Here is a 26110-nt window from a genome sequence, read left to right on the forward strand (position 1 = left end):
CTCTTTATTTTAGTTTACTTTTTACTTTCTCTTTTAGAGCATTTGCCAAATCGTGATGTTTTTCCAGGTTTTTCACACTCGTACCTAAATCAATTTTCCCTTCTAACGGGAAATTTGCTTTAAATGATCCTGTTTTACTATCAATATCGATACGATTAAACAATTCTAAAATCCCATCAAAACGACAAGAATCAACAAAACTATCAAAACCGTTTACAAAAATTACCGGTGTTCCTAGTGCCAGACAAGGCAGTGCACAGTGAATTCTAGAAGTAATAACTAGTTTGGCACGAGCATATTTTTTTAATAACGTCTCTGCCATTTCAAATTTCTCCTCATCAGAGTATTTATTAGAAGGCGGTTCTTGGTTAATAAACTCTGCAGAGTTTAATACTTCCTGGCTTATAAAATTTTTAAGATGCTTATTCTTTTTAGTAAGTTGAAAAGCACTACCATTTAGAATGTTCTTTATTGTCGCCTTTGTATTATAAAATATCTTTTCGGGCCTTGGATAGCTGTACAAAGGATCTACGATATAAATATCATCTCCTCTTTCTGAATCATCAACTTTATAAGAATCTAAGGTTAGTGTTAGACATCCTGTAAAGTGAGCATCAATTCCTTTTGCTTTTAAAGTATCAGCTGTAAACTGATCTCTACATCCAATAGGCTCGTGCTTTTTTAGATAGGCGATTCCCTTTTCACTAAGCATTGCTGGTGCTGCAGTATTGTTCATGTGAAAAGAAACAAACACCGGGTCGATATCTTCTGAAGGTACCCAGTTATGAATATTATGAGTAAACCAACCATTCATGATAAGAGATACAGGATCTCCTTTGTATTCTCCTAATCTTTCTCTATTAAGAAAAACATCAACTTTTGGTAAAAACTGCTTTGCTGCAAGACTTTGGATATTGTCCCCAACATTAAAAAAGCGTTTATTTTCGTCATAGGTAAGTAATCCGTATTTCATAAGTACTGTCTTTTATCAAATTGATTGTACGTAATTATTTTAGTTTTGTATACAACTTCATTAACCAGGGAAATTTATTTCTAACAATAAATTTCATTCTTCGCAATCCTTTATTGGGGTTATTTATTTTTTCTTCTAAAAGTTGATCTATTTTGCCTTCTCTAATGGCATTAATCTGTTTTGTTTCTGATTCCTTATCATTAAAGATGTAAAATTCATCCACATTTTTGGCTTTTTCCATAAGTTCCCACCAAAAATATCTAACTCCTTTACTAGCTCCACCAATATTTAATACTTTATAAAACTTATCGTAGACATTTCCATCTACTTTAAAGCCATAATCATTAGGATCTTTTCCGTTTAATATCAATCCGAGAATAGTTCTAAAACATTTCTCACATGAACTACAATTAAACTCTGTTCTTCTTTCAGAATAACAAACCCTAAGCTTAAATTTCACATTGGTTTTTGAGGCAAATTGTGCTATCAAATCTACCTTATCTTGTCTTTTTAAATCATAACCATCATGAAAAACCTTTACTCCTCCTCCCCAGGTAATCTTTTCATCCATTTCTGGAGTTGATCCCCAATCAATATCAATATGATCTGTATAGGAGGACGCAATATAAATCGCTCCATAATTATGGATATAAGATAGTGGTGCCAAAGACCCAACCAATGCCAGACCGTGTTGTACTTTACCCCACCAACCAATATCACCAAGTAATAACTCTACTTGATACGTATAGAAATCTCGTAAATTGGTTTCTATAAATTCTTTACGATTATTTTTTAATAGCGTTTCAGTTTCTATAAAACTGGCAAAATCATTCCATTGTTCTGTATCTGAAATTTCTATATCAGCTCCTAGTAAAGTTACCAAATCTGGTTTTTTATCATAGATCCTAATATATGTAGCGTAAGCATCTACTCCCCCGCTAAAGAGCATTGCGGTATGATCACTCTTTATAGTATTCTTTACCTTATTTTTAACAATAAGTTTTCCTTCAAGTTTTTTCCCTCTCTTTTCAAATTCTTTTTTTACTGCTTCCTGAGAATTATAAAAATCTTCATCTACTTCGTCTATTTCTACATCAAACCCTGCATACCATGCTATTGGAAGTATATTTGATAAAAAAGGAATTATGGCAATACTATTAGGTGTATTACTAACATCTACCTGATACTTTATATAAAACGGATTATTTTCGACAAAATATTTCTGAATTTGCCCACTTACCTTATAATCGTAGGCAATTTTCTTACCTTCTTCTGTAAATGAAATGTTATGAAGTACTAGTTTTTCCATCACCATTTATTTTCGCTTCAATCTTGAAGCAATTGGTTTTATAATTAATTGCTTCTCGTATTCAAGAAGCCCCATATAATACATCAAGACTGCAAATACAAGTGTAAATGCACTTCCTTTTATAATAAAATTTAGCCAGCCAGAACCTGGTATATAATTAATCGCATATCCTATTGCGGCAACAATAATTATCGTAAGAACTGTTTTATTAGCGAGTTCTTTAAAAAACCTAGGAATATTTAGTTTGATAACCTTATGGTAATAAAAATTCATTACGTTTTGAACAATGACCCAACCTATAACAGAACCAGCCATCATTCCTATAGCTCCATACGAATATGCAAAAATAGCTCCTAACCCAGTACCAATTATCATAAAGGATAAGTATAGAATGGCTTTAAAAGATAATTTACTTTTGGCTTCTAAAATCGAATTACCAAAGTGCTGAACTAATGGTAATGTATATGCTACCATGATCATCAAAGCAATTACCCAGGACTGAAAACTTCCTTCTTCCCCTATAGTTTTACCAACCCATAAAAAAACGAATTGGCGGCCATATAACGCAAAAGCCGTTAAAATAAACATTAATGCGATAAAAGATAACCTACCTATCTTAATCATCATATCTGTAAGTTGTTCTCCAGTAGCATTATCAACAGACATTTGCGTGGCTCTTGGTAAAAACACTCCAGAAATAGCAGTTGAAAAAGCACCATAATATGTACCTAATGTAATACCAATACCGTATATCGTAAGAACAGATGGAGGACTTATTCTTCCTAAAACCCAGTGTCCGGCTTTCCATTGAAAAAGCCCAACCAAAGCAAATACAAACACCCAGACCGAGTATTTTAGAATATGGGCTATAAAACTTCTTTTAAAGGAATGAAGTTTAAATCTAACCTTTAACTTTTTAAATACGTAAAAAGCTGTTACAGCTACCACAGAAATATTAAAAATTGTATCTACAATAACCAATGCTATTGATCTTCCTCCATACAAAAGAACTCCAACAACTGTTAATGATCGCAAAACATATCGAACAATATTTAATGTTTTTGGAAAAACAAATGCTTCATACCCCGAACAAATACCTGTAAACGAACCTCCTGGAAGTCTTATCGCAAGATTAAAAATCAAAATAACAAACATTATTTTTGCTATTTTAATTTCTTCAGCGGTCATTTTGGTAAAATAAGATTCGATATTTAAATAAAAAAAGAATCCCGCTACAAGTACTAAAATAGAAATTATCATATAGATAATCATTGCTGTTGCCAGAAAATTCTCTTCTCCTTTTTTATCTTTCTCTGCCCTATATTTTGCAACAAACCGAACTATTGTATTGTTAAGACCAAAATCTAAAATAGAAATTGTACCTACCAAGGCACCGATAGTTATAAATATACCATATTCATCTTTTCCTAAATACCTAAGTATAAAAGGAGTTAACAATAACCCTACAACATTTGTTAGAATAATTGTTAGGTAATTTAATACTGCACCTTTTTTTAATTGGCTCAACTTAGTGGGTTTATTAGTTATTTTGTGCTATCAATTACAATCGACCATGCACCTCTTGTTTCACTATTCCTTTTACATCGTATAAAACGCCATTAGAAGTAAGTAAAGACTTAAGATCTAGGTCTAAGTATTCTTTATGCGCAACAGTTAGTACTACTGCATCGTACGTATCATTAGGTAATTCATTAACCGTAGCTAATCCATACTCATGTACTACCTCTTCTGGGTTTACCCATGGGTCGTAAATAGTTACTTCTGTACCAAACTCCTGCAGGTTACGAATCACATCAACCGCTTTTGTATTACGAACATCTGGGCAATTTTCTTTAAACGTAATTCCTAAAACCAGTACATTGGCACCTTTAACTCTAATATCGTGTTGTACCATTAGCTTGATAACCTCTGAAGCTACATATTGCCCCATACTATCATTTAGTCTTCTCCCTGCCAAAATAATTTCTGGATGATACCCAAACTCTTGTGCTCTTTGTGCAAGGTAATATGGATCTACTCCAATACAATGCCCACCAACAAGTCCTGGTTTAAAGGGAAGGAAATTCCATTTAGTCCCTGCTGCTTCGAGAACATCATTGGTATCGATATCCATAAGGTTAAAAATCTTTGCTAACTCATTTACAAAAGCAATGTTGATATCTCTTTGTGAGTTTTCTATAACTTTTGCGGCTTCTGCTACTTTTATTGTAGGTGCCAAATGTGTTCCCGCGGTAATTACAGAGGCATATAGTGCATCTACTTTTTCACCAATCGCTGGTGTAGAACCCGCAGTAACCTTAAGAATTTTTTCTACCGTATGTAACTTATCTCCTGGATTAATACGCTCTGGGGAATAACCCGCATAAAAATCCTTATTAAAAGTTAAGCCACTTACTTTTTCTAACACTGGGATACATTCTTCTTCTGTAACTCCTGGATAAACGGTAGATTCATAAATAACAATATCTCCTTTTTTCAGCACCTTACCAACAGTCTCACTAGATTTATACAATGGTGTAAGATCGGGTCTATTATTTTTATCTACCGGTGTAGGAACCGTAATTACATAATAATTACAATCTTCAATATCACTCAAATCTGAAGAGCAATATAATCCTTTATCCATTTTTGAAGAATCCTGCAATACTGATTTTAATAAATCATCTTCTACTTCTAAAGTAGAATCTGTACCGGATTGAAGTTCTTCTATCCTATTTTTATTAATATCAAAGCCGACAACGGCATATTTAGTTGCAAATAGTCTTGCCAAAGGTAGGCCAACATAGCCCAGCCCTATAACGGCTATTTTAATATTTTGCATAATTATATATTAGAAAGTTAGTTTCATTGTAAGTTTTCCCAATACCATTTTACCGCTTCTTTTAGTCCTGATTTAATATCATAATCAGGCTGATACCCTAAAAGTGTTTTTGCTTTCTCTACAGATGCTAAGGAATGAGGCACATCACCTTTTCGCTCTGGACCAAATTTAACTTCAACATCCTTAATTGCATTATCATATTCTCCTAGGTATTCTTTTAACAAGCCCGTTAACTCGTTCAGTGTTGTTCTTTCACCAAACGCAGTGTTATATACATTGTTTAATGCTTCGGGATTATCTGCTACCATCGCCAATAAGTTCATCTGGATAACATTATCGATATATGTAAAATCTCTAGAGAACAAACCATCACCGTTAATCACAGGAGATTCGTACTTCATAAACTGCATTACAAATTTTGGAATTACTGCTGCATAAGCTCCATTTGGATCTTGTTTTCGCCCAAACACATTAAAGTATCTTAATCCTACGGTATCTAAATCATAGGTTTTCTTAAAATTATTTGCGTAAAGCTCATTTACATATTTGGTAATGGCATACGGAGATAATGGGTTCCCTATTTTTTCTTCAACTTTTGGTAAGGACTTAGAATCCCCATAAGTAGAAGAACTAGCCGCATAAACAAAACGTTTTACGCCTGCGTCTCTAGATGCTACTAACATATTTAGAAAACCTCCTACATTAACATCATTTGAAGTTATTGGATCATTAATTGATCTTGGCACAGATCCCAATGCTGCTTCATGCAGTACATAGTCTACATCTGCACATGCTTTATGACAATCATCCAAATTCCTAATATCCCCTTCAATAAAAGTGAAATTTGGATTTTCGTTACATACAATTAGATTCTTTTTATGGCCTGTTGCAAAATTATCTAATCCAACAACAGTGCTTCCTATTTCTAATAATGTCTCGCACAAGTTAGATCCTATAAATCCTGCGGCTCCAGTTACCAATATTTTTGAAGAACGAAGTTGTTCTAATTGTTTTGTGTTCATGAATTCGTTTTTAACCCCTTATTTTTTTAGTCCCAAAGATTATTTATAATAATCAGCGCGAAATTAACATATCCTTATAGAACATACAACATAAGTTACAGGGGATTTTAACCCTTTTTTTATTTTACTTTCTTAATTATGTCGACAAAACGTATGTTTATCCAATAAGACAACAAAAACTAAACCTTAAACACTTTACTTGAACACCATTATTAAAGAATTTTCTTACTTAAAATAACTCAAAATTAATATTCCAATAATGCTAACAACTCTGTTTCGAACCTGTCTTTTGGCAAATATTGTTCTTCCAGGTTAGTATCAAATGGTATTGGTGTGGGTATACTACCCACTCTTTTTACTGGGGCATCTAAATACTGAAAGCAATTTTCTACAATCATTGCAGAAATATCGGATGCAATACTTCCAAAAAGAGTATCTTCTTGTAAAATAATAGCTTTAGACGTTTTGGTAACAGATTGATAAATTGTCTCTGTATCCAAAGGCTGTAATGTTCTTAAATCTATTACATCGGCACTTATTTGAGGATACTTTTCTAAAACATCCAACACCCAATGAACTCCAGCACCATAACTTATGATTGATACATCATTTCCTTCTCGAATTACAGATGCCTTTCCTAACGGTAGATTGTAATATCCTTCTGGCACCTCTTGCCTAACACTTCTATATAATGCTTTATGTTCAAAAAACAATACCGGATTTGGATCCTCTATTGCTGTCATCAATAATCCTTTAGCATCATAAGGGAATGCAGGGTAAATTACCTTTAGCCCTGGTGTTTTGGTAAACCACGCCTCGTTCGTTTGACTATGAAAAGGCCCCGCACCTACACCAGCACCACAAGGCATTCTAACTACAACATCGGCCGATTGCCCCCATCTATAATGTGATTTTGCTAGTAAATTCACAATAGGATTAAATCCAGATGACACAAAATCAGCAAACTGCATCTCTATAACAGTTTTAAAATTATTTATTGATAATCCATATGCTGTAGATACGATACCTGATTCACATATCGGAGTATTTCGTACCCGTTCTTTTCCAAAAAGCTCAACAAAACCTTCAGTAATTTTAAACACCCCTCCGTATTCGGCAACATCTTGCCCCATAATCACAAGGTTTTCAAACCTATGCATACTCTCTTTTAATCCATCAGAAATCGCATCTACCAATCTTACTTCTTTTGATTTTAATTTTTCAGGGAGTTTTTCAACTTGGTCAAATTCTTCATACACTTCTTTTAACTCTTTTTCTAAATCAACATGAATCTCAGGTTCGTTATTTGCACGTTCCCAATGAGATTCTATTTCTTTCTTTATCAATTCTTTTTTTGCATTGTCCTGATCTATAGAATATATCTTTTTTTCTAATAAGTAATTTAGATAATTATCTATTGGGTCTTTTGATTTCCAGTAATCCATTAAGTCTTGAGGAACATATTTTGTACCACTTGCCTCTTCATGACCTCGCATTCTAAATGTCTTAAACTCTAATAACACCGGACGTGGTTGCTTTTTTATTTTTTGAATAACTGTTCTAACGATATCATATACCTCTAATACATTGTTACCATCTACTACATAAGACTCTATCCCATATCCAATACCTCTATCTGCTAGATCTTTACATCGATACTGCTCGCTAGTAGGAGTAGACAGACCATATCCATTATTTTCGATACAAAAAAGAACCGGTAAATCCCATACCGAAGCAATATTAAGGGCTTCATGAAAGTCTCCTTCACTTGTTCCTCCTTCTCCGGTAAACACGGCCGTAATCTTATTATTTTTCTTTAAAACATTTGCCAAAGCAATTCCACAAGCAACACCTAGCTGTGGTCCCAAATGAGAGATCATTCCAACAATATTATAATCCTGTGTTCCGAAATGAAAAGACCTATCCCGGCCGTTGGTAAATCCATTTGCTTTTCCTTGCCATTGACTAAACAATCTATACAAAGGAATATCTCTCGATGTAAAAACTCCCAAGTTACGATGCATTGGCAAGATAAACTCTTCCTGCTCCATTGCCATGGTAACTCCAACAGATATTGCCTCCTGCCCTATACCGCTAAACCATTTAGAAATTTTACCTTGTCTTAACAACACCAACATTTTCTCTTCAATGCTTCTGGATAAAAGCATCTTTTCATACAATAAAATCAATAGATTATCACTATATTCTTTCCTGTCAAAAAGTAACTGTTGTTTTTCCTCTGAAATGTGCTCCATAAAAGAAAGTTTATTAGTAAATGTACTTATTTTTATTTCAGAACCCACGGTTGGCAATCAATATTATCTAAGTAGATGTTAATTTGGTCATAACAATCCACTAAAATGGTTAAATTTACTACATATTAAAAATCAAACATTTAACTTTTAAAAAACCAAATACTTTTTGTTTCAATAAATAAATCAAAGTAATTATTCTAGGTTTTCATCAAAATACACCTATTTTAGTTCTTAAATACACAAAGATTACATCAATGAATACTATACCCAGCGTAGATTTGGCTGATTTTTTATCTGAAGACATTTCCAGAAAACAAAAATTTGTCAATGAAATAGGAAAGGCCTACGAAGAGATAGGTTTTGTTGCATTAAAAAACCATTTTTTAAGTGATGGATTGGTGAAAGACTTATACAAGGAAATCAAAGCTTTTTTTAATTTGCCACTGGCAACCAAATGCAATTATGAAATTGAAGGATTAGGTGGTCAACGAGGTTATACATCTTTTGGTAAAGAACATGCTAAAGGAAAAAAAGAAGGAGATCTTAAAGAGTTTTGGCATTTTGGGCAAGAACCTGATGTCGATGCTAATCTTATAGAAGAATATCCTGCTAATATCACCGTTAATGAGCTTAAAAATTTTAATACTACAGGAATGGAAGCATATAAAATGCTTGAAAAAACTGGTATTTATGTATTAAGAGCACTATCACTTTATATTGGTCTTGACGAACATTATTTTGATCATTGGGCCAGTAATGGCAACAGTATACTTCGTCCTATTCATTACCCTCCTATTGTAGATGAACCTAAAGGAGCAGTAAGAGCGGGTGCGCACGGAGATATAAACCTAATAACACTACTAATGGGAGCTTCTACCGGTGGGCTACAAGTACAACGTAAAGATGGAGTATGGATTGATGCTATACCACATGAAGATGAATTGGTCATTAATGTTGGAGACATGCTAGAACGTCATACCAATAATAAATTAAGATCGACCATACACAGAGTAATAAATCCTCCTAAAGAAGAATGGGATAAACCAAGGTATTCTATACCCTTTTTCATGCACCCTAGAAGTGATATGAAATTAAATTGTCTAAAAGAATGTATAACACAAGAGAATCCTAAGCAGTATGACGATATTACTGCCGGAGAGTTTTTACATCAAAGACTGGTTGAAATTGGATTAATAAAACAATAGCGATAATTTTATGGATTTACAGGATCAATTAAAAAATTTATTCCCGGATCATGTACCACAAGAGGAGGAGACAGTAAAAAATGATACCAAAGACAAAATATGGATGCAAGATGATCCAATTATTTGTAAATATGAAAAACGTAAAGGCAAACCTATTACTATATTAGAAGGATATACTGGTGCAGATAGTGATTTTAAAAAACTCGCAAAAGAGATTAAAACACGCTTAAGTGTTGGAGGCAGTTTTAAGAATGATACTATTATTATACAAGGGGATTATAGAAATCAAATTATGGAAATCCTAACAAAAAAAGGGTTTAAAGTTAAACGTGTAGGAGGGTAAAACAAAAATAGATATATGAAAACCAAAACATTGCACATTACCAATGGAGATAGTTGTACTCAAAGAATACAAGAGTTACAAATAGCTAATGGTGATTTTTTGGTTTGGCGTGAGATGTTATGTGAAGGGCCTACAGATATTGCAATAGAAGAGAAAAGTACTATTAAAAAACGAAAACACTTTTTTAAAAAGTATTATAGAATTTCTGCAGAAGATTATGAAAGTAAATTTGTTTCTCAATTAGAGAAAATAACTTCTTTCCAACAATATGACAAGATTATTTTATGGTTTGAGTATGACCTTTTTTGTCACATTAATATGATTGCGGCAATAAGTCTTTTATTGCGAAAAAACATTACTAACACACCGATATATCTTGTATGTAGTGGACGAATAGAACATGAAAAAAAACTATATGGACTCTGCGAATTATCCGATACTCAATTAAAAAAACATTATCAGGATAAAGTATTATTAACCCTAGATGATATGGAATTGGCTGCACATGTCTGGACATTGTATTGCGAATCCAAGCCTCAAAAAATCGCAGGTCAAATTAAAAATAAATCTTCTTTTAAATACCTTTCTATATGCTTAAGAGCTCATTTACAACGATTCCCTAACATGATGACAGGGCTTAATGTATTAGAACATAACATCCTTGAAATGATCGAGAATTACGAGATTAAAAACATCAAACAATTAATGGGGTATGCATTAGAATACCAAGGGTTTTATGGGTATGGAGATATGCAATTAAAACGTGTTCTTGCACGTTTGTTTCAGTTTTTGCATCAAACTACAGATCGACTTTTATTATCAGAAAGAGGGAAACTAGCTTTTCAACACAAAAAAAACTTCTATAATACTCAAATCATAGATTGGCATTACGGAGGAGTAAAAAAATATGACTACCTCTATAATAATGAAACCCATATGCTACTAAAATTATAATATGCCAATAGCTAACTCAGAACTTATTCTTAACGAGGATGGAAGTATTTATCACCTACATCTTAAACCAGAACATCTAGCACAAACAATTATTACGGTAGGAGATCCTGATCGTGTAGATCAGGTAACCCAACATTTTGACCATATCGAATTCAAAATTCATAAACGAGAGTTTCATACGCAAACGGGAGCATATAAAGGAAGGAGAATCACCGTAATTTCTACAGGTATAGGCACAGATAATATAGATATCGTATTTAATGAGTTAGACGCTTTGGTGAACATCGATTTTTCCAGTAGAGAAATTAAAAATAATCTAACCTCTTTATATATTATACGTATCGGAACTTCTGGTGCCGTACAAAAAGATATTCCTGTAGACAGTTTTCTTATTTCTGAAGCAGCTATAGGGTTTGATAGTTTACTACATTTTTATGATAGTAACGCAATACAATCACATGATATTTCTAAAAAACTAATCCAACATTTAAAATGGGATAAAAATAAGTCTACACCCTATGTGGTCTACGGAGATAGAAACCTAATAAATCACCTGTTAGGTGACTCTATAGAAAAAGGAATTACTGTTACCAACGTAGGCTTTTATGGTCCACAAGGAAGAGTACTAAGATTACCATTACAAGACAAAGAACTGAATGACAAAATAGCCTCGTTTTCATACAAAAACAAGAGGATAACAAATTTAGAAATGGAAACTGCGGGCATCTACGGCATTGCAAAATTATTGGGTCATAAAGCCATATCAATGAATGCCATATTGGCAAACAGAACAACTGGAGAATTTAGCAAAACACCTCAAAAAACGATTGATCTTTTGATCAAATATACTCTTGATAAATTAATAGAACCCTTAGTGCATTTAGGGTAAGTTGATTTTAATACTGTTAATATTTCTGTTATAGACGAAATAATTTAGGTACTGTATCATTGTAAGCGCAGTAATTTTTGATAATATCCTTGTTCTGAATCCTCCAAAAGATTTGGTATAATTTCTTCGTATCATGAATTGATCACATAGCTGTAAAAAAAGGGTTTCAATTCTTTTTCTGGATTTTCTAAATATATAGGGTTGTTTTACATATCCGTATTGATTTTTACGCATTGGGATATTAAGCTTGATACTGCTTTTCTCAAATAAGTTAAGTTGATATTCACTTGATAAATATCTAGCGTCCCCAATTAAGGTCCAATCTTTGAGCTGACTTTGTATGTCTTTTAGGTAATTGACATCATGTACGTAGACAGGGCTGATATCTAAACTTTTAAAGACACTTTTTACAGAACATACTGCGTGTAGTTTGTAGCCATAGTAGTTTACTTTTTGCGAAGCACCGTAGCCTTTGTCAGGACCACAGCCCTCTGTTTTTTTACAGATTACCGAACGCATGCCTCTTGATAATTTGCAAACTTCCAAGGGCATACTATCCACTATAAAATATTCTTCAAACTCATTAAAAGCATCTGATAATTTTAACCGTATTTGCTCTATATATAGGAATAATCTACGCTTTCTCCGATTATAGAAGCTCGGTTCTATGAGCGAAGATAAAAATACAGGTGAAATCCTGAACAATTGATGTTTACTATAGATACTCACACATTATGACGCTATGTTATTGTTTATCAATTATTTATCTAATAGTTTAGAAATCCGTATTTGAAACAAAAAATTGGATGTAGCCTCTATTTTATTTAATACTTCTAGAATATTCTCGTAATTTGCTTGAAAGTTGTGCATTGGAATTGTTTTGTGGCGATTACAACTTGCTTATTTTTAGTAGTTTGCACAAATTTTTATAAATGCACTACGGGTTAATAGACTATGATCCAATAGCATAAAAGCGTTATAGAAAAAAGGATGGTAGTACCATCCTTTTTAACGCAATCATAATTAATTTAAAGAAACAGATAATAATCTAAATCTTTTTAATATTTTAAGTATTATCCCAATAATATTTTTAGACTAATTAAAAAATTAGTTAATAACAATACAGAAATAAAAATCACAATACCATTCTCAATAGAATTATTTTTTAACTTCGCAACCTTTACATACGTATTTTTATTTTTTAAAAAGTTCTTTTTCATAGCAATATTTTTTATTTGGGGTTGATACTTTATCTAATATACCTCATTATCAGAATGAATATTAGCTCAAAGATAATAAAATAATTGATTTTTGTCGATAAAAAACAATAATAATCGTCAAAACACATAAATAATATATTTTTTGCAATATGCATACCGTAAAAATTGGAGGTGTTCCAGAGCATTTTAACCTACCATGGCACTTAAATATCGAGGATGGAAGTTTCCTAAAAAACAATATAGAATTAGAATGGGTTGAATACCCAGGAGGAACGGGTGCCATGTGTGAGGCTCTTAGAAATGAAGAGATTGATATGGCGATCATTCTTACCGAAGGAATTATAAAAGATATCATTGCAGGTAATCCTTGTAAAATTGTACAAACCTATATCCAAACACCTCTTATATGGGGAATACATGTTGGGGCACATTCTAATTATAATTCTTTATTAGAACTAGAGCATGCCAAAGCAGCAATCAGTAGATATGGATCGGGATCACATCTTATGGCTCATGTAAATGCACAAGAGCAAAATTGGAAAACTTCTGAGATACAATTTGAAGTTGTGAAAAACCTTAACGGTGCAATAGATGCATTGACCAATGGAGATGCCGATTATTTTATGTGGGAGCACTTTACTACAAAACCTCTGGTTGACAAAGGTATTTTTAGAAGAATTGCTGATTATCCTACCCCCTGGCCTTGTTTTGTTATCGTAGTTAGAAATAACATACTCGAAGAACAATCAGGAATCATAAAAAACATTCTTGATATTATTAACACCACTACTTCTGACTTTAAAAACATCCCTAGTATTGATAAAACATTATCTATAAGATACGAACAACGGTTAGAGGATATACAGAAATGGTTACAACTTACAGAATGGAGTCAATCCCAAATTGATTTGAATTTGCTTAACACCATACAAGATCACCTTTATAAAGTGCAAATTATTGAAAGTAAAATCGATTCAAAAAATCTAATTTTTGACGTTTGATTAGAAGATAACACCCTCTTATTTTTTTTATTTATATAAATTTTGCCATAGGGTATTTCCAATATAAATCGTTATTTAATAAAGATGCATAAATAAATTAAGATCAAAAATAAAAGATGGTTGCTATTTATAATTAATAATTAAGAATCCCCTAATTATTTCTAATCACATTATTTAAAGGTGTTTGCACTAAATAATTTTGTACATTTGCAACGCCTACCCCAACAAACATGAACTAATTATTAACGTATTACGCAACCCTTTTTGATTAAGTGCATCTAATAGTTAACTAACAATCTCTTATGATAACCTTTTTAATAATATTGGCTGGTCTTGTCGCTTTCAACTTTGTTTTATTAAAGATAAGTACAAAATCTATTGACAACGACTCAAAGAACTTAAAGACAAAAAAAGTTAAGATGGATTCGGTTTCAGATAAATCAAAAACTTCTAAAGTACCAAATGCAGCATAAACTACCAGTTAATGCTCATTTGATTTGTATCTGTTAAATACGAATTGGTTTTACTAAAGTGTTCATTCCCGAACCAATATCCCCTATTAGCACTTAATGGAGAGGGGTGACCGCTTGTTAAAATACAATGTTTTGTTTTGTCGATTTTTGCGCCTTTTTTCTTTGCATATCCTCCCCAAAGCAAAAACACCACATTCTCTTTTTTATCAGAAATAGTTTGTATAACAGTATCTGTAAATGTTTCCCATCCTTTATTTTGATGAGAACCGGCTTCATGAGCACGTACCGTTAAGGTTGCATTTAGTAATAATACACCTTGCTTTGCCCATCGTTCTAAATTACCACTAGACGGAAATGGAAGCTTCAGATCTGTTTCTATTTCTTTAAAAATATTAATTAAAGATGGTGGCATCGCAATTGTATCTGCTACCGAAAAACATAAACCATTGGCCTGCCCTACTCCATGATAAGGATCCTGACCAATAATAACTACTTTTACATCGTTAAAGCTACAATGATCAAAAGCAGCAAAAATATGATTTCCTTTTGGGTAACAGGTATAATTTTTATATTCAGCTTTTACAAAATCAGCCAAGGACACAAAATAAGGTTTATCAAACTCTTGTTGTAACTGTTGATGCCAGCTAGTTTCAATATTTACATTCATATTACTATAAAAAAATTGTTGTATTTGTGTACTTTTACACCGTTAAAACCGACCGAATATAACCCAAAAATAGGGTAAAAAAAAGTATGATTCGCATTTCAAAAAAAACACTTGATGATTTAGAGTTTGATATTGTACTCGATCATATTGCAGAACAATGCAATACCGATTTGGGTAAATCAAAAGCATTACAAATAACTCCATTTCATACAAAAGAACAATTACACATTGCATTGCAAGAGGTTTTTGAGTATAAATCTTCTGACTTACACGATACCAGTATCCCAAATCATGGGTTCGATAGTATTACAAAAGAAATTCAATTATTAAATATTGAGAATACTTTTTTGGAGGCTTCTAACCTAAAAAGATTAATATCCATAAGTCTAACTACCAATGAGTTACTAGTCTTTTTTAGAAAAAATCAAGAAACGTATCCTTTTTTGTATCAAACTTCTTCTGAGGTTATTTACACCAAAGAGATTATTAACCATATAGAAGCAGTAATCGATAAATTTGGTGAGGTAAAAGATAATGCTTCTTCGGTCTTGTTACAACTTAGAAAAAGTATCAATAGAGTACAATCACAATTAAACGGAAGTTTTGGAAAAGATCTTGCAAGATACAATAGCCTTGGTTATTTAGATGAAATAAAAGAAAGTGTTGTTGATAACCGCAGGGTTCTTGCAGTAAGTGCTATGCATCGACGTAAAGTTAAGGGCGCTATTATGGGAAACTCAAAAACTGGTAGTATCGTCTATATCGAACCCGAAGCAACGATCCAGTTTAGTAGAGAACTTAGTAATTTATTGTATGAGGAGCGTGAAGAAGTTGTAAAAATTCTAAAAGCACTTACTAATAAGCTAAGACCATATATAGAATTACTAAAACAGTATCAGGAATACTTAAGTCATATTGATATTGTAGCTGCCAAATCAAAATTTGCAAAACAAATTAATGCCGTATTACCTAAAGTAACAAAAGAACGAGAATTACATCTTAAAGATGCATATCACCCGTTACTTTATCTCACCAACAAAAGAAAAGGTGAAAAAACACTTCCTCAAACCATTTCACTTGATCAAAATAACCAAATCATTGTTATTTCGGGACCTAATGCAGGAGGAAAAAGTATTACGCTAAAAACAATTGGTTTATTACAAATAATGTTGCAAAGTGGTATGCTAATCCCTGTTCATGAATATAGTAGGGCATGTATTTTTGATACCATTTTAACAGACATTGGTGATAATCAATCCATAGAAAATCATTTAAGTACTTACAGCTATCGTTTAAAGAACATGAATAAGTTCTTAAGAAAGTGTAATGATAGAACACTTTTTTTAATTGACGAATTTGGTACAGGTAGTGATCCCGAACTTGGTGGTGCTCTTGCAGAAACGTTTTTAGAAGTATTTTATGAAAGAAAATCTTTTGGAATCATAACCACTCACTATGCTAATTTAAAAATGTTAGCTAATGAATTACCAAATATGAGCAATGCAAACATGTTATTTGATGCAAAAACATTAGAACCTTTATTTAAGCTCTATTTGGGAGAAGCAGGAAGTTCATTCACTTTCGAAGTTGCTCAAAAAAATGGTATCCCCTATAGTTTAATCAATAAAGCAAAGAAAAAAGTTGAGCGAGGTAAAATTCGCTTTGATAAGAGTATTGCAAATTTGCAAAAGGAAAGATCTAAATTACAAAAAACAACTGCTGTACTAAAAAACCAAGAGCAAAAAGCCGCTGAAGAAAAAGATCGTTTAGACAAAATAAATGAGCGTATACAACTTAAACTAGAAAGTTATCAAGAGCTATATGATAGTAATCAACGAATGATCTATTTAGGACAAAAAATAGATGACATCAGTGAAAAATACTTTAACAATAAAAGAAAAAAAGAACTTATCACCGAGTTTATTAAAATTGTAGAAGTAGAAAACTCTAAACGCAAAAAAATAACTCCAAAACAACGAAAAGTAGAAAAATCCAAAGAAAAACAAGTTATAAACGAAGTAAAAGAAAAAGTTGCGGTCATTAGACAAAAGAAAAAAGAAGAGAAAAAGAAAGAGGAAAAAATTCTTAAATCAAAACCCAAAGTAGTTTTAAAAATAGGTGATCGTGTACGAATGATTGATGGAAAATCAATAGGTACAATAGATACCTTAGAAAAAGGAAAAGCAGTAGTTAATTATGGCATTTTTACAACCAATGTTGCTGTGGATCAACTAGAATTTGTAGAAAAAGGAGCACCTAAGAGAAAATAAATGATTCTATACTATCAAAAATATGTTCTTGCTTTATAGGAACTCTAGAAAATACATATAAAATATAGAGTTGCAATTTTTTAAAAAAAGAGCTGCAGAAAACAAGTTGTTAAAGTATCCTTAAACCATAATCGCGAGAATTTTATCTTTATATATTTGAAAGAATTCAAATAAAATTACTTCTCTAATGATGCGAAAAATATTTTTTGTAGCTTGTATTTATATTATTTTTCCTTTTGTTCTTAAAGCGCAACAACCCCAAAAACCTTCTTCTGTAGAAATCTATAATAGTATCAAGAAGCTTAATTTTTTAGGTTCTGTATTATATGTTGCAGCACACCCCGATGATGAAAATACCAGGCTCATCTCCTATATGTCGAATCAGATAAAAGCAAGAACAGCTTATTTATCGTTAACAAGAGGAGACGGTGGTCAAAATTTAATTGGGCCAGAAATAAGAGAATTATTAGGTGTTATTAGAACTCAGGAATTACTTGCTGCCAGAAAAATTGATGGTGGAGAACAATTGTTTACAAGAGCTAATGATTTTGGATATTCAAAACATCCAGATGAAACACTTTCTATCTGGGATAAGAAAAAAGTTCTTGGTGACGTCGTATGGGCAATTCGTAAGTTTAGACCAGATATTATTGTAAATCGTTTTAATCATAGAACTCCCGGATCAACACATGGTCATCATACTTCGTCTGCTATGCTTAGCGTAGAAGCTTTTGATGTCGTAGCTAATAATACCATGTACCCAGAGCAACTTAATAAAGTAAATACGTGGCAACCAAAACGTTTGTTTTTTAATACTTCATGGTGGTTCTACGGAAGTAGAGAAAATTTTGCCAAAGCAGACAAATCAAAATTACTATCATTAGAAACGGGAATATTCTACCCTTCTACTGGATTGTCTAATACAGAAATTGCGTCTCTGAGTCGTAGTCAACATAAATCTCAAGGTTTTGGAAGTACCGGTACGCGAGGTACTCAAACCGAATATCTTGAAATTATTAAAGGTGAATTACCCAAAAACAAGGGTAATATTTTTGAAGGTATTGACACCTCCTGGAATCGAGTAAAGGGAGGAACAGAAATTGGAGCTATTCTCAATAAAGTAGAAGAGGATTTTAATTTCAAAAATCCTGCTGCATCTCTCTCCCAATTAGTAAAAGCTTATCAATTAATTGAGCAATTAGAAGATACACATTGGAGAACTATTAAATCAAAAGAAATTAAAAAAATCATTACAGCCGTAAGCGGTTTGTACTTAGAGGCCGTTGCAACTGCTCCCTACTCTACAAGAGGAAACAAGATAACTATTAAAATAGAAGCTATTAATAGAAGTACTGCCAATATAAATTTACAATCTATTGCAGTAAAAAGTATTGGTATTTCTAAATCGTTAAATACTGCTTTAGAAAATAATATTTCATCTAAACTAGAATATGAAGGACTGATTCCTACTGATTTTGAATACACAAACCCTTATTGGTTAGATACTCCTGGAACTCTTGGTATGTATACTGTTGCAAAACAAGATTTAATCGGCACACCAGAAACAAAATCTAAAATAAGTGCGCTATTCGACTTAAATATTGAAGGTGTAACTGTTCCTTTTGAAAAAAATATCGTTTACAAAACAAATGATCCTGTAAAAGGCGAAGTATACATGCCTTTTGAGATAATCCCTATAGTCTCTGCTAGTATTCAAGATAAGGTTATAATTTATGCTAATGGTGCTTCTAAGCAAATTCCTGTTACTATGAAAGCAGGAAAAGCAAATATAAAAGGGAATGTCACACTTTCACATCCCGATGGATGGAAAGTTTCTCCTGATCAAATTGCCATTGACTTTGCTCAAGAAGGAGAAGAAAAAACTGTATCTTTTACACTTACCTCACCAGAAAATCAAAGTGAAGGATATATTGCTCCTATAGTAAAAGTTGATAATAAAGCTTATTCTAAAGAATTAGTACATATTAACTATGATCATATACCTTATCAAACGGTAATTCTTCCAGCAAAGACCAAGGTGGTACGATTAAATATTAAAAAGAAGGGTCAAAACATTGGATACATAGAAGGCGCAGGTGATGTAGTTCCCCAAAGTTTGCAACAAATAGGTTATAAAGTGACTACTATTAGTCCAGAATCAATAACGGTTCAAAACCTACAGTCATACGACGCTGTTGTTGTTGGGATTAGAGCTTATAACACCATAGAAGAATTAAAATTTAAGCAACAATACCTCTTAGAATATGTAAAGAATGGAGGAAATTTAATTGTTCAATACAATACCAACAGAAGATTAAAAGTAACCGATAATTTAGGGCCTTATCCTTTTAAATTATCAAGAGATCGGGTAACCGATGAAAACGCAAAAATTAACTTTCTGGTTCCAGAACACCCTATACTAAATACCCCTAACAAGATTAGTGCTGCTGATTTTGACGGATGGGTACAAGAAAGAGGGCTTTACTTTCCAAACGAATGGTCTCAAGAGTATACTGCCATTTTTGGATCAAATGACAAAGGAGAGTCTGAAAAAAAAGGTGCATTATTGGTTGCCAAATACGGCAAAGGGCATTATATCTATACTGGACTTAGTTTTTTTAGAGAATTTCCTGCAGGAGTACCTGGTGCTTTTCGACTTTTTGCTAATCTATTATCATTAGGAAAATAAATCAAAAATGGAAGAAGTAAAAGAAAAAATTATTTGGAAAAAACGCTATTCAATTTTACTTATTGTTAATGCGATATATATACTCCTCTTTTATATTTTGACAAGTATCTATTCCTAATTACTAACCCTATCAATATTAACTTATGCAGACCATAGATTGGATCGTACTTATCATTACCTTATTATTTATTGTTGTATATGGTGTTTGGAAAACCCGTGGAAGTAAAAATGTTCAGCAATATATTAAGGGTGGTAATGAAGCAAAATGGTGGACCATTGGTCTTTCTGTAATGGCTACCCAAGCCAGTGCTATTACCTTCTTATCTACACCAGGGCAAGCATTTCATAGTGGAATGGGCTTTGTACAATTTTATTTTGGCCTTCCTATTGCTATGGTGATCATTTGTATGGTATTTATTCCGCTATATCACAAATTAAAAGTTTATACTGCATACGAATATCTTGAAAGCAGATTTGATTTAAAAACCAGAACATTAACTGCAATTTTATTCTTGATTCAAAGAGGTCTAGGAGCCGGAATCACCATTTTTGCTCCGGCAATTATACTATCGGCTGTATTGGGATGGAATTTAACCATACTTAATATTGTTATAGGTATTCTAGTAATCATATATACAGTATCGGGAGGAACAAAAGCGGTAAGCATTACTCAAAAGCATCAGATGGCAATCATTTTTACGGGAATGTTTGTTGCTTTTTTTCTAATAGTCAACTATCTACCAGACAACATTACCTTCTCCAACGCTTTAGAAATAGCTGGTGCTAGCGGAAAAATGGAAATCCTAGATTTTTCCTTTGACCTAAGTAATCGATATACCTTCTGGACAGGTATATTAGGTGGTACTTTTCTAATGTTATCCTATTTTGGTACGGATCAAAGTCAGGTACAACGATACTTATCGGGTCGATCTGTTAAAGAAAGTCAATTAGGATTATTATTTAATGGGTTATTAAAAATACCTATGCAATTTTTTATCCTTTTGGTAGGAGTTATGGTCTTTGTTTTTTATCAATTTAACCCTTCCCCTCTTCATTTTAATCCCAACACTAAAATTGCTATAGAAAACTCACAATACAAAGATGAGTATAAAGTACTCGAACAAAATCAATCAGACATTTTTCAACAAAAGCAAGATGCTATAAAAGCATATCTCTCAGAAGAAAATAATGTAAAAAATAATAGTTTCATTCAAAAACTAAATGAAAGCGATCAAAAAAACAAGGATGCGGCAAAAGAATTGATTAAAAAGGCCGATCCCACAATAGAAACCAACGATAAAGATTATGTTTTTATACATTTTATATTAAACAATCTTCCTCGTGGATTAATTGGTTTATTACTTGCCGTTATTTTATCGGCGGCCATGTCTTCTACGGCTTCAGAATTAAATGCCTTGGCTTCTACCACTACAATCGATCTATATAAGCGGAATGTTCCTGAAGAAAAAGCAGAAGGACATTATGTCGTGATGTCAAAAATATTTACGCTTATATGGGGGATACTGGCTATTTTTGTAGCCTGTTTTGCTAATTTATTTGACAACCTCATTCAATTAGTAAACATCATTGGTTCCATATTTTACGGAAATGTTCTAGGAATATTTCTACTCGCATTTTTTATAAAGTTTGTAAAAAGTAATGCTACATTTATAGCCGCATTAATTACACAAGTAATTGTTGTTTTTGGGTGGTATTTTGATTGGATGCCCTATTTATGGTTAAATTTATTTGGATGTACACTGGTTATTGTAATAGCCAGTATTTTACAATTATCCATGACCCAAAATACAACAGAGCCCTCTTAATAAAATGGGGTTCTTTTTATTTCGGTCTTACTATTTTTTTAACTTAATATCACAATTTATACTCAAAACCGAATACATACTATGTTTTAATAAGCATTAAAATAAATTCCTCCATAAACTTTTATATTTGTTGATCAGTATCTTTCTAAGGATTTTAGAATTATGATGTAATTTGTCTAAAGTTTATGAAAATCTCGTCTTTCTACATTGTTGGTTTTCTCTTTTTCTTGTCACATATAGGAATTGGTCAAAATGCTCATTTTAATAACATTAACAGAGAGGATGGGTTAGCCAGTAACTTTATTAGAGTAATATATCAAGATTCTTATGGTTATATGTGGTTTGGAACTGATAATGGGCTAAATCGATACGATGGTATTGAAATGGATACTTATAGACATAACAGTGATATCCATTCTTTAACTCATAACTATGTAAAAGACATACTACAGACCAACAATGGTAAACTCCTTATTTGCACTTCGAACAATGTTGATGTTTTCAATTATAAAACGGAAAAATTTGAATCCATAAATTTTATAGGCGATTTTAATTATAAAGGTATGGTAGAGACTCCTAAAAATGAAGTTTGGGTGCTTTCTAATAATAACATAATCAATGTATTGAATAAAGACTTACAAATCGTTGATTATGTAAACCTAAAAGAATTAGAAGAATGGAAAAAATTGCCGAAAAATAACATTAATCTATTTAAGTATGATAAAAATAACATAGTTCTTCATATTAAAGGTCAAGGTTTTTACCTTTTAAACATAACATCAAAAAAGATAAGTTTTCTTTGTGATGATCTACTTCCTAAATCAACTATTATATCCAAAATAGTCCCAATTAGTACCTCAGAATTTTGGGTATTAACACACTCTGGTGCTTTTACAATTACAAATGGGCAATTATCTAATAAATATACCGCAGGAGATACAAAAAATGGGGATCATTTAACTAGTAATTTTATTTTAGACTTTAAAGTAATGCCGAATAACGAATTTTGGCTATTTACAGATGGAGGAGGAATCAATATATATAATACCATAACCAAAAAGTTTAGGTATATCCTCAATGATTTAAATAATACTTATTCCCTAGCTTCTAATTTTATTTTTACTGCCTATGTCGATAAAAACTCATCATTATGGTTAGGAACCATAAAAAATGGTGTTAGTCAATTAGATGCTGATAACCCTTTTAGTACCTATAAATTAATTAGTACAGAAAATAATCAGAAATTTAACATCCCTATTTCTTCGTTGTTTTTAGATTCAAGAAATCGAATTTGGGTAGGTTGTGACGGTAAAGGATTGTATCGATTTGAAAATAATATTTTACAACCAATCATATATGACAAAACTATAAAAACGATAACGAGCATCAATCAAATATCATCAAATACATTAATTCTGGGTACTTATAAAAATGGAATAAGCACCTACAACACAGTAGAAAATAGGTTAACAAAACAAAAGTATTTGGATGATGAATTAAACTTGGATACTAAAATTACTTTTATAGAAAAAGACAAAGGAGCTTTTTGGATCGGCGGCAGTAAAGTTTTAAAACTGAATGTAGCTAATAAAGGTACTCTTCTAAAACCTGATATGCATTTTAGTTCAAACAATATTAGGGCTTTATCATTTAAAGCAACTCCCAAAGCCACTCCTCTTTTTGGAACTTTATATGGTTTGTATAGTTATACAGGTAAAAAATTTGAGGAGATCTCAAATCAACCAAAAAAAACAAACAGTATATATAAACACAAAGAAAATGAATATTGGTTAGCTACTAATAATGGATTGAATCTAATTAATATTCGTACAAAAGAAAATGTACTTTTTGGATCAGAATCAGGTTTAAACAATGATGAGATAAGATCTTTGCTAGCTTATGACAAAAAAAATATATGGTTGGGTACAGGTCAGGGAGTTTCTAAATTCAATTTAGAAACTCAAAAGTATGTAAACTTCACTTATAAAGATGGTTTTTTAGACAACTCATTTAATGCGTTAAAATCACTCAAATTGAATGATGGTCGTTTGGTTTTTGGCGGTGTAAAAGGATTATTGATTTTTCACCCCGATAGTATCAAAATCAAAACAAAAACTAATAAGGCATTATTTACCAAATTGTTGATAAATCACAAAAGAGTTTCATCTGTTCAAAATCAAATTCTAGCAGGAAAATCTATTGAAGAAGCAAAATTAATTACACTAGACCATACCCAAAAAGTAATTACTTTAAATTTTTCTTCTTTTAATTATAATTATACAGATAACATAAGCTTTTCATACAAATTAGAAGGATATAATAACGATTGGAGTATCACAAAAGACAAATCTTTAACCTTTATGAATCTTGCTCCAGGAACTTACAACCTTAAAATTAAAGCTTCAAGTTTGTCTGGTTTGTGGGATGAATCATATACCAATGTAAAAATAAAAGTGCTACCTGCTTGGTGGCAAACCACATGGTTTAAACTTTTTATAGCTTGTCTTGTAATTTTTATTACCTACTTAATTAATAGAGCTATTTTAAATAGAGAACGACTAAAAAGAAATTTTGAGTTTGAGAAAAAGTCCTTAGAAGATCAAAAAGAATTAGATGAACAACAATTACGTTTTTTTACCAATTTATCTCATGAAATTAGAACTCCGTTAAGTTTAATCCTAAGTCCTTTAGAAGCCATTATTGGGCAAACAAAAAACGTAACAATCAACAATAATTTATCTCTCATTCAAAAAAACGCGCTCAGAATTAATAGATTGATAAACAGGGGAATAGATTTTAGGGAAACACAATTTAAGGAGCCTAATATTCAGGTTGAATATGCAGATATCATTATTTTTCTTAAGGAATTAGCCGGAAGTTTTAGTGATTATTCGATGAGTAAGAATATCAAATTACAATTTAACAGCAATATAGATTCTCTCTTTTTATGGTTTGATAAATATATGGTCGAAACTATTTTTTACAACCTTTTATCAAATGCCTTTAAATATAGTATACCCCATTCAAAAATCATATTAGAGATTAATAAATTAAATGAACATGTTATCATTAAGGTTCAAGATTTTGGACAAGGAATTTCTGTAGAAGATTTGCCTAACATTTTTAAGCGTTTTTATCAATCAAAAGCGCATAAGGGAGGTTCGGGAATAGGTCTGGCACTCACTAAAAAATTCGTCGATGCCCATAAAGGTAATATTACGGTAAAAAACACTTCTGACAAAGGAAGTATTTTTGAAGTAACTTTTCTTTTGGGAAATGATCATTTTGAAAAAAGTGATTTATTAGAAGTAAACAAGGACTATAAATCGAATACTCTAAAAAAAGAAACTCTTGATACAGAAATAATTTTTGATCCCAAACTAAAGAACAAAAACATACTAATTGTAGAAGATGAGGATAATTTAAGAGACTATTTATTAGAAAGTCTTTCTAAAACTTATACATCTACTGCCGTAGAAAATGGTTTGGATGCCATCGAAATCATTCATAATCAAAAAATTGACCTAGTGGTCACCGATGTTGCAATGCCATTCATAGATGGTATAGAATTATGTAAAATATTAAAAGAGAATTTAAAAACATGCGACATCCCAATTATTTTATTAACCGCAAAGACACTTAATCAAGAAAAAATTAAAGGGTATGAAACGGGTGCAGATGCTTATCTAGAAAAACCTTTTTCGCTTAATGTTTTAAAATCGAGGATCAACAATCTTTTACAAAAAAGAAATAGGGTTACTAATAAAATGGCTGACGTATTAAAGATTTCTATAGATCCAGAAACCATTAATACCTCTGATCAGAAATTTTATGAAGAATGTATAGCAATCATAGAAAAACACATCGATGATGTGGATTTTAATATTACTAAGTTCTCTAAAGAATTAGGTATGAGCAAATCTCTTATCTATAATAAAATGTCAAAAATAACCGATGTTAGTATTAATGGTTTAATACAAATTATTAGATTAAATAAAGCGGCACAGATGCTGATTCATACCAAAAAACCTATCACAGAAATCTCTTTACTAGTAGGTTTTCAAAATGCAAAATACTTTAGTACTAGTTTTAAAAAGAAATTTGGTGTAACACCATCTAAGTATAGAACAGAAAAAGTTGTTGACTAAATAATAAACAAGTAAGGTTAAACT

The 26110-nt window shown here is 31.8% G+C and carries 16 protein-coding genes and 1 pseudogene; 9 read left to right on the forward strand and 8 right to left on the reverse strand.

Going from position 1 to position 26110, the window contains the following annotated elements:
- Positions 1–4: 4 nt before the first annotated feature.
- From ABW636_RS08070 to ABW636_RS08095, 6 genes are all read right to left on the reverse strand, one after another.
- Complete coding sequence (locus ABW636_RS08070) at positions 5–973, reverse strand: polysaccharide pyruvyl transferase family protein (RefSeq protein WP_367589459.1); 969 nt, start codon at positions 971–973, stop codon at positions 5–7.
- Between the two features lie 34 nt (positions 974–1007).
- The gene (locus ABW636_RS08075) at positions 1008–2282 is read right to left on the reverse strand and encodes a hypothetical protein (RefSeq protein ID WP_367589460.1); all 1275 of its coding nucleotides are present in this window, start codon (positions 2280–2282) and stop codon (positions 1008–1010) included.
- 6 nt (positions 2283–2288) lie between these two features.
- The gene (locus ABW636_RS08080) at positions 2289–3809 is read right to left on the reverse strand and encodes a lipopolysaccharide biosynthesis protein (protein ID WP_367589461.1); all 1521 of its coding nucleotides are present in this window, start codon (positions 3807–3809) and stop codon (positions 2289–2291) included.
- A 34-nt stretch (positions 3810–3843) separates the two neighbouring features.
- Positions 3844–5124 (reverse strand): nucleotide sugar dehydrogenase, encoded by a 1281-nt coding sequence (locus ABW636_RS08085; protein ID WP_367589462.1) that lies wholly within the window; start codon positions 5122–5124, stop codon positions 3844–3846.
- A 23-nt stretch (positions 5125–5147) separates the two neighbouring features.
- Positions 5148–6146: an SDR family oxidoreductase gene (locus ABW636_RS08090; RefSeq protein ID WP_367589463.1), complete on the reverse strand. Its 999-nt coding sequence runs from the start codon at positions 6144–6146 to the stop codon at positions 5148–5150.
- Between the two features lie 245 nt (positions 6147–6391).
- Positions 6392–8401, reverse strand: a complete 2010-nt coding sequence (locus ABW636_RS08095) for an alpha-ketoacid dehydrogenase subunit alpha/beta (RefSeq protein ID WP_367589464.1) — start codon at positions 8399–8401, stop codon at positions 6392–6394.
- A 254-nt stretch (positions 8402–8655) separates the two neighbouring features.
- On the opposite strand from ABW636_RS08095, the gene ABW636_RS08100 reads away from it, so the two are divergent.
- From ABW636_RS08100 to ABW636_RS08115, 4 genes are read left to right on the forward strand one after another with little or no spacing between them, the layout of a single operon-like run.
- Complete coding sequence (locus ABW636_RS08100) at positions 8656–9606, forward strand: isopenicillin N synthase family dioxygenase (RefSeq protein WP_367589465.1); 951 nt, start codon at positions 8656–8658, stop codon at positions 9604–9606.
- Positions 9607–9616: 10 nt separating this feature from the next.
- A complete protein-coding gene (locus ABW636_RS08105; protein WP_367589466.1) occupies positions 9617–9949 on the forward strand; it encodes a translation initiation factor in 333 nt (110 codons plus the stop codon).
- 15 nt (positions 9950–9964) lie between these two features.
- Complete coding sequence (locus ABW636_RS08110; protein ID WP_367589467.1) at positions 9965–10903, forward strand: DUF1835 domain-containing protein; 939 nt, start codon at positions 9965–9967, stop codon at positions 10901–10903.
- Position 10904: 1 nt separating this feature from the next.
- On the forward strand, positions 10905–11792 hold the full coding sequence (locus tag ABW636_RS08115) for a nucleoside phosphorylase (RefSeq protein WP_367589468.1): 888 nt from the start codon (positions 10905–10907) through the stop codon (positions 11790–11792).
- Here ABW636_RS08115 and ABW636_RS08120 read toward each other — a convergent pair.
- Positions 11784–12662 (reverse strand): annotated as a pseudogene (locus tag ABW636_RS08120) (IS982 family transposase). The gene ABW636_RS08115 and the pseudogene ABW636_RS08120 overlap by 9 nt on opposite strands.
- 499 nt (positions 12663–13161) lie before the next feature.
- On the opposite strand from ABW636_RS08120, the gene ABW636_RS08125 reads away from it, so the two are divergent.
- The gene (locus tag ABW636_RS08125) at positions 13162–14013 is read left to right on the forward strand and encodes a substrate-binding domain-containing protein (protein ID WP_367589469.1); all 852 of its coding nucleotides are present in this window, start codon (positions 13162–13164) and stop codon (positions 14011–14013) included.
- A gap of 474 nt (positions 14014–14487) precedes the next feature.
- On the opposite strand, the gene ABW636_RS08130 is transcribed toward ABW636_RS08125, so the two are convergent.
- Positions 14488–15153, reverse strand: coding sequence for a uracil-DNA glycosylase (locus tag ABW636_RS08130; protein WP_367589470.1), 666 nt, complete (start codon positions 15151–15153; stop codon positions 14488–14490).
- Between the two features lie 86 nt (positions 15154–15239).
- Here ABW636_RS08130 and ABW636_RS08135 point away from each other — a divergent pair, with 86 nt between their 5' ends.
- The 4 genes from ABW636_RS08135 (at position 15240) to ABW636_RS08150 (ending at position 26086) form a co-directional block, all read left to right on the forward strand.
- Entirely contained in the window at positions 15240–17423 is a 2184-nt protein-coding gene (locus ABW636_RS08135) for an endonuclease MutS2 (protein ID WP_367589471.1), read from the forward strand.
- Positions 17424–17613: 190 nt separating this feature from the next.
- Entirely contained in the window at positions 17614–20112 is a 2499-nt protein-coding gene (locus ABW636_RS08140; RefSeq protein WP_367589520.1) for a PIG-L family deacetylase, read from the forward strand.
- Positions 20113–20255: 143 nt separating this feature from the next.
- Positions 20256–21938 (forward strand): sodium:solute symporter family protein, encoded by a 1683-nt coding sequence (locus ABW636_RS08145; protein ID WP_367589472.1) that lies wholly within the window; start codon positions 20256–20258, stop codon positions 21936–21938.
- Positions 21939–22123: 185 nt separating this feature from the next.
- Entirely contained in the window at positions 22124–26086 is a 3963-nt protein-coding gene (locus ABW636_RS08150) for a hybrid sensor histidine kinase/response regulator transcription factor (RefSeq protein WP_367589473.1), read from the forward strand.
- The last annotated feature ends 24 nt before the right edge of the window (positions 26087–26110 follow it).

This window comes from Aquimarina discodermiae (genome assembly GCF_040786235.1).
In the GTDB taxonomy this organism is placed as follows: Bacteria; Bacteroidota; Bacteroidia; order Flavobacteriales; family Flavobacteriaceae; genus Aquimarina.

Bases quoted from the DNA above. Each gene is read 5' to 3' on its own strand.
- ABW636_RS08070 (WP_367589459.1), bottom strand. From the start codon at position 973: ATGAAATACGGATTACTTACCTATGACGAAAATAAACGCTTTTTTAAT.
- ABW636_RS08075 (WP_367589460.1), bottom strand. From the start codon at position 2,282: ATGGAAAAACTAGTACTTCATAACATTTCATTTACAGAAGAAGGTAAG.
- ABW636_RS08085 (WP_367589462.1), bottom strand. From the start codon at position 5,124: ATGCAAAATATTAAAATAGCCGTTATAGGGCTGGGCTATGTTGGCCTA.
- ABW636_RS08090 (WP_367589463.1), bottom strand. From the start codon at position 6,146: ATGAACACAAAACAATTAGAACAACTTCGTTCTTCAAAAATATTGGTA.
- ABW636_RS08095 (WP_367589464.1), bottom strand. From the start codon at position 8,401: ATGGAGCACATTTCAGAGGAAAAACAACAGTTACTTTTTGACAGGAAA.
- ABW636_RS08100 (WP_367589465.1), top strand. From the start codon at position 8,656: ATGAATACTATACCCAGCGTAGATTTGGCTGATTTTTTATCTGAAGAC.
- ABW636_RS08105 (WP_367589466.1), top strand. From the start codon at position 9,617: ATGGATTTACAGGATCAATTAAAAAATTTATTCCCGGATCATGTACCA.
- ABW636_RS08110 (WP_367589467.1), top strand. From the start codon at position 9,965: ATGAAAACCAAAACATTGCACATTACCAATGGAGATAGTTGTACTCAA.
- ABW636_RS08115 (WP_367589468.1), top strand. From the start codon at position 10,905: ATGCCAATAGCTAACTCAGAACTTATTCTTAACGAGGATGGAAGTATT.
- ABW636_RS08125 (WP_367589469.1), top strand. From the start codon at position 13,162: ATGCATACCGTAAAAATTGGAGGTGTTCCAGAGCATTTTAACCTACCA.
- ABW636_RS08130 (WP_367589470.1), bottom strand. From the start codon at position 15,153: ATGAATGTAAATATTGAAACTAGCTGGCATCAACAGTTACAACAAGAG.
- ABW636_RS08135 (WP_367589471.1), top strand. From the start codon at position 15,240: ATGATTCGCATTTCAAAAAAAACACTTGATGATTTAGAGTTTGATATT.
- ABW636_RS08140 (WP_367589520.1), top strand. From the start codon at position 17,614: ATGCGAAAAATATTTTTTGTAGCTTGTATTTATATTATTTTTCCTTTT.
- ABW636_RS08145 (WP_367589472.1), top strand. From the start codon at position 20,256: ATGCAGACCATAGATTGGATCGTACTTATCATTACCTTATTATTTATT.
- ABW636_RS08150 (WP_367589473.1), top strand. From the start codon at position 22,124: ATGAAAATCTCGTCTTTCTACATTGTTGGTTTTCTCTTTTTCTTGTCA.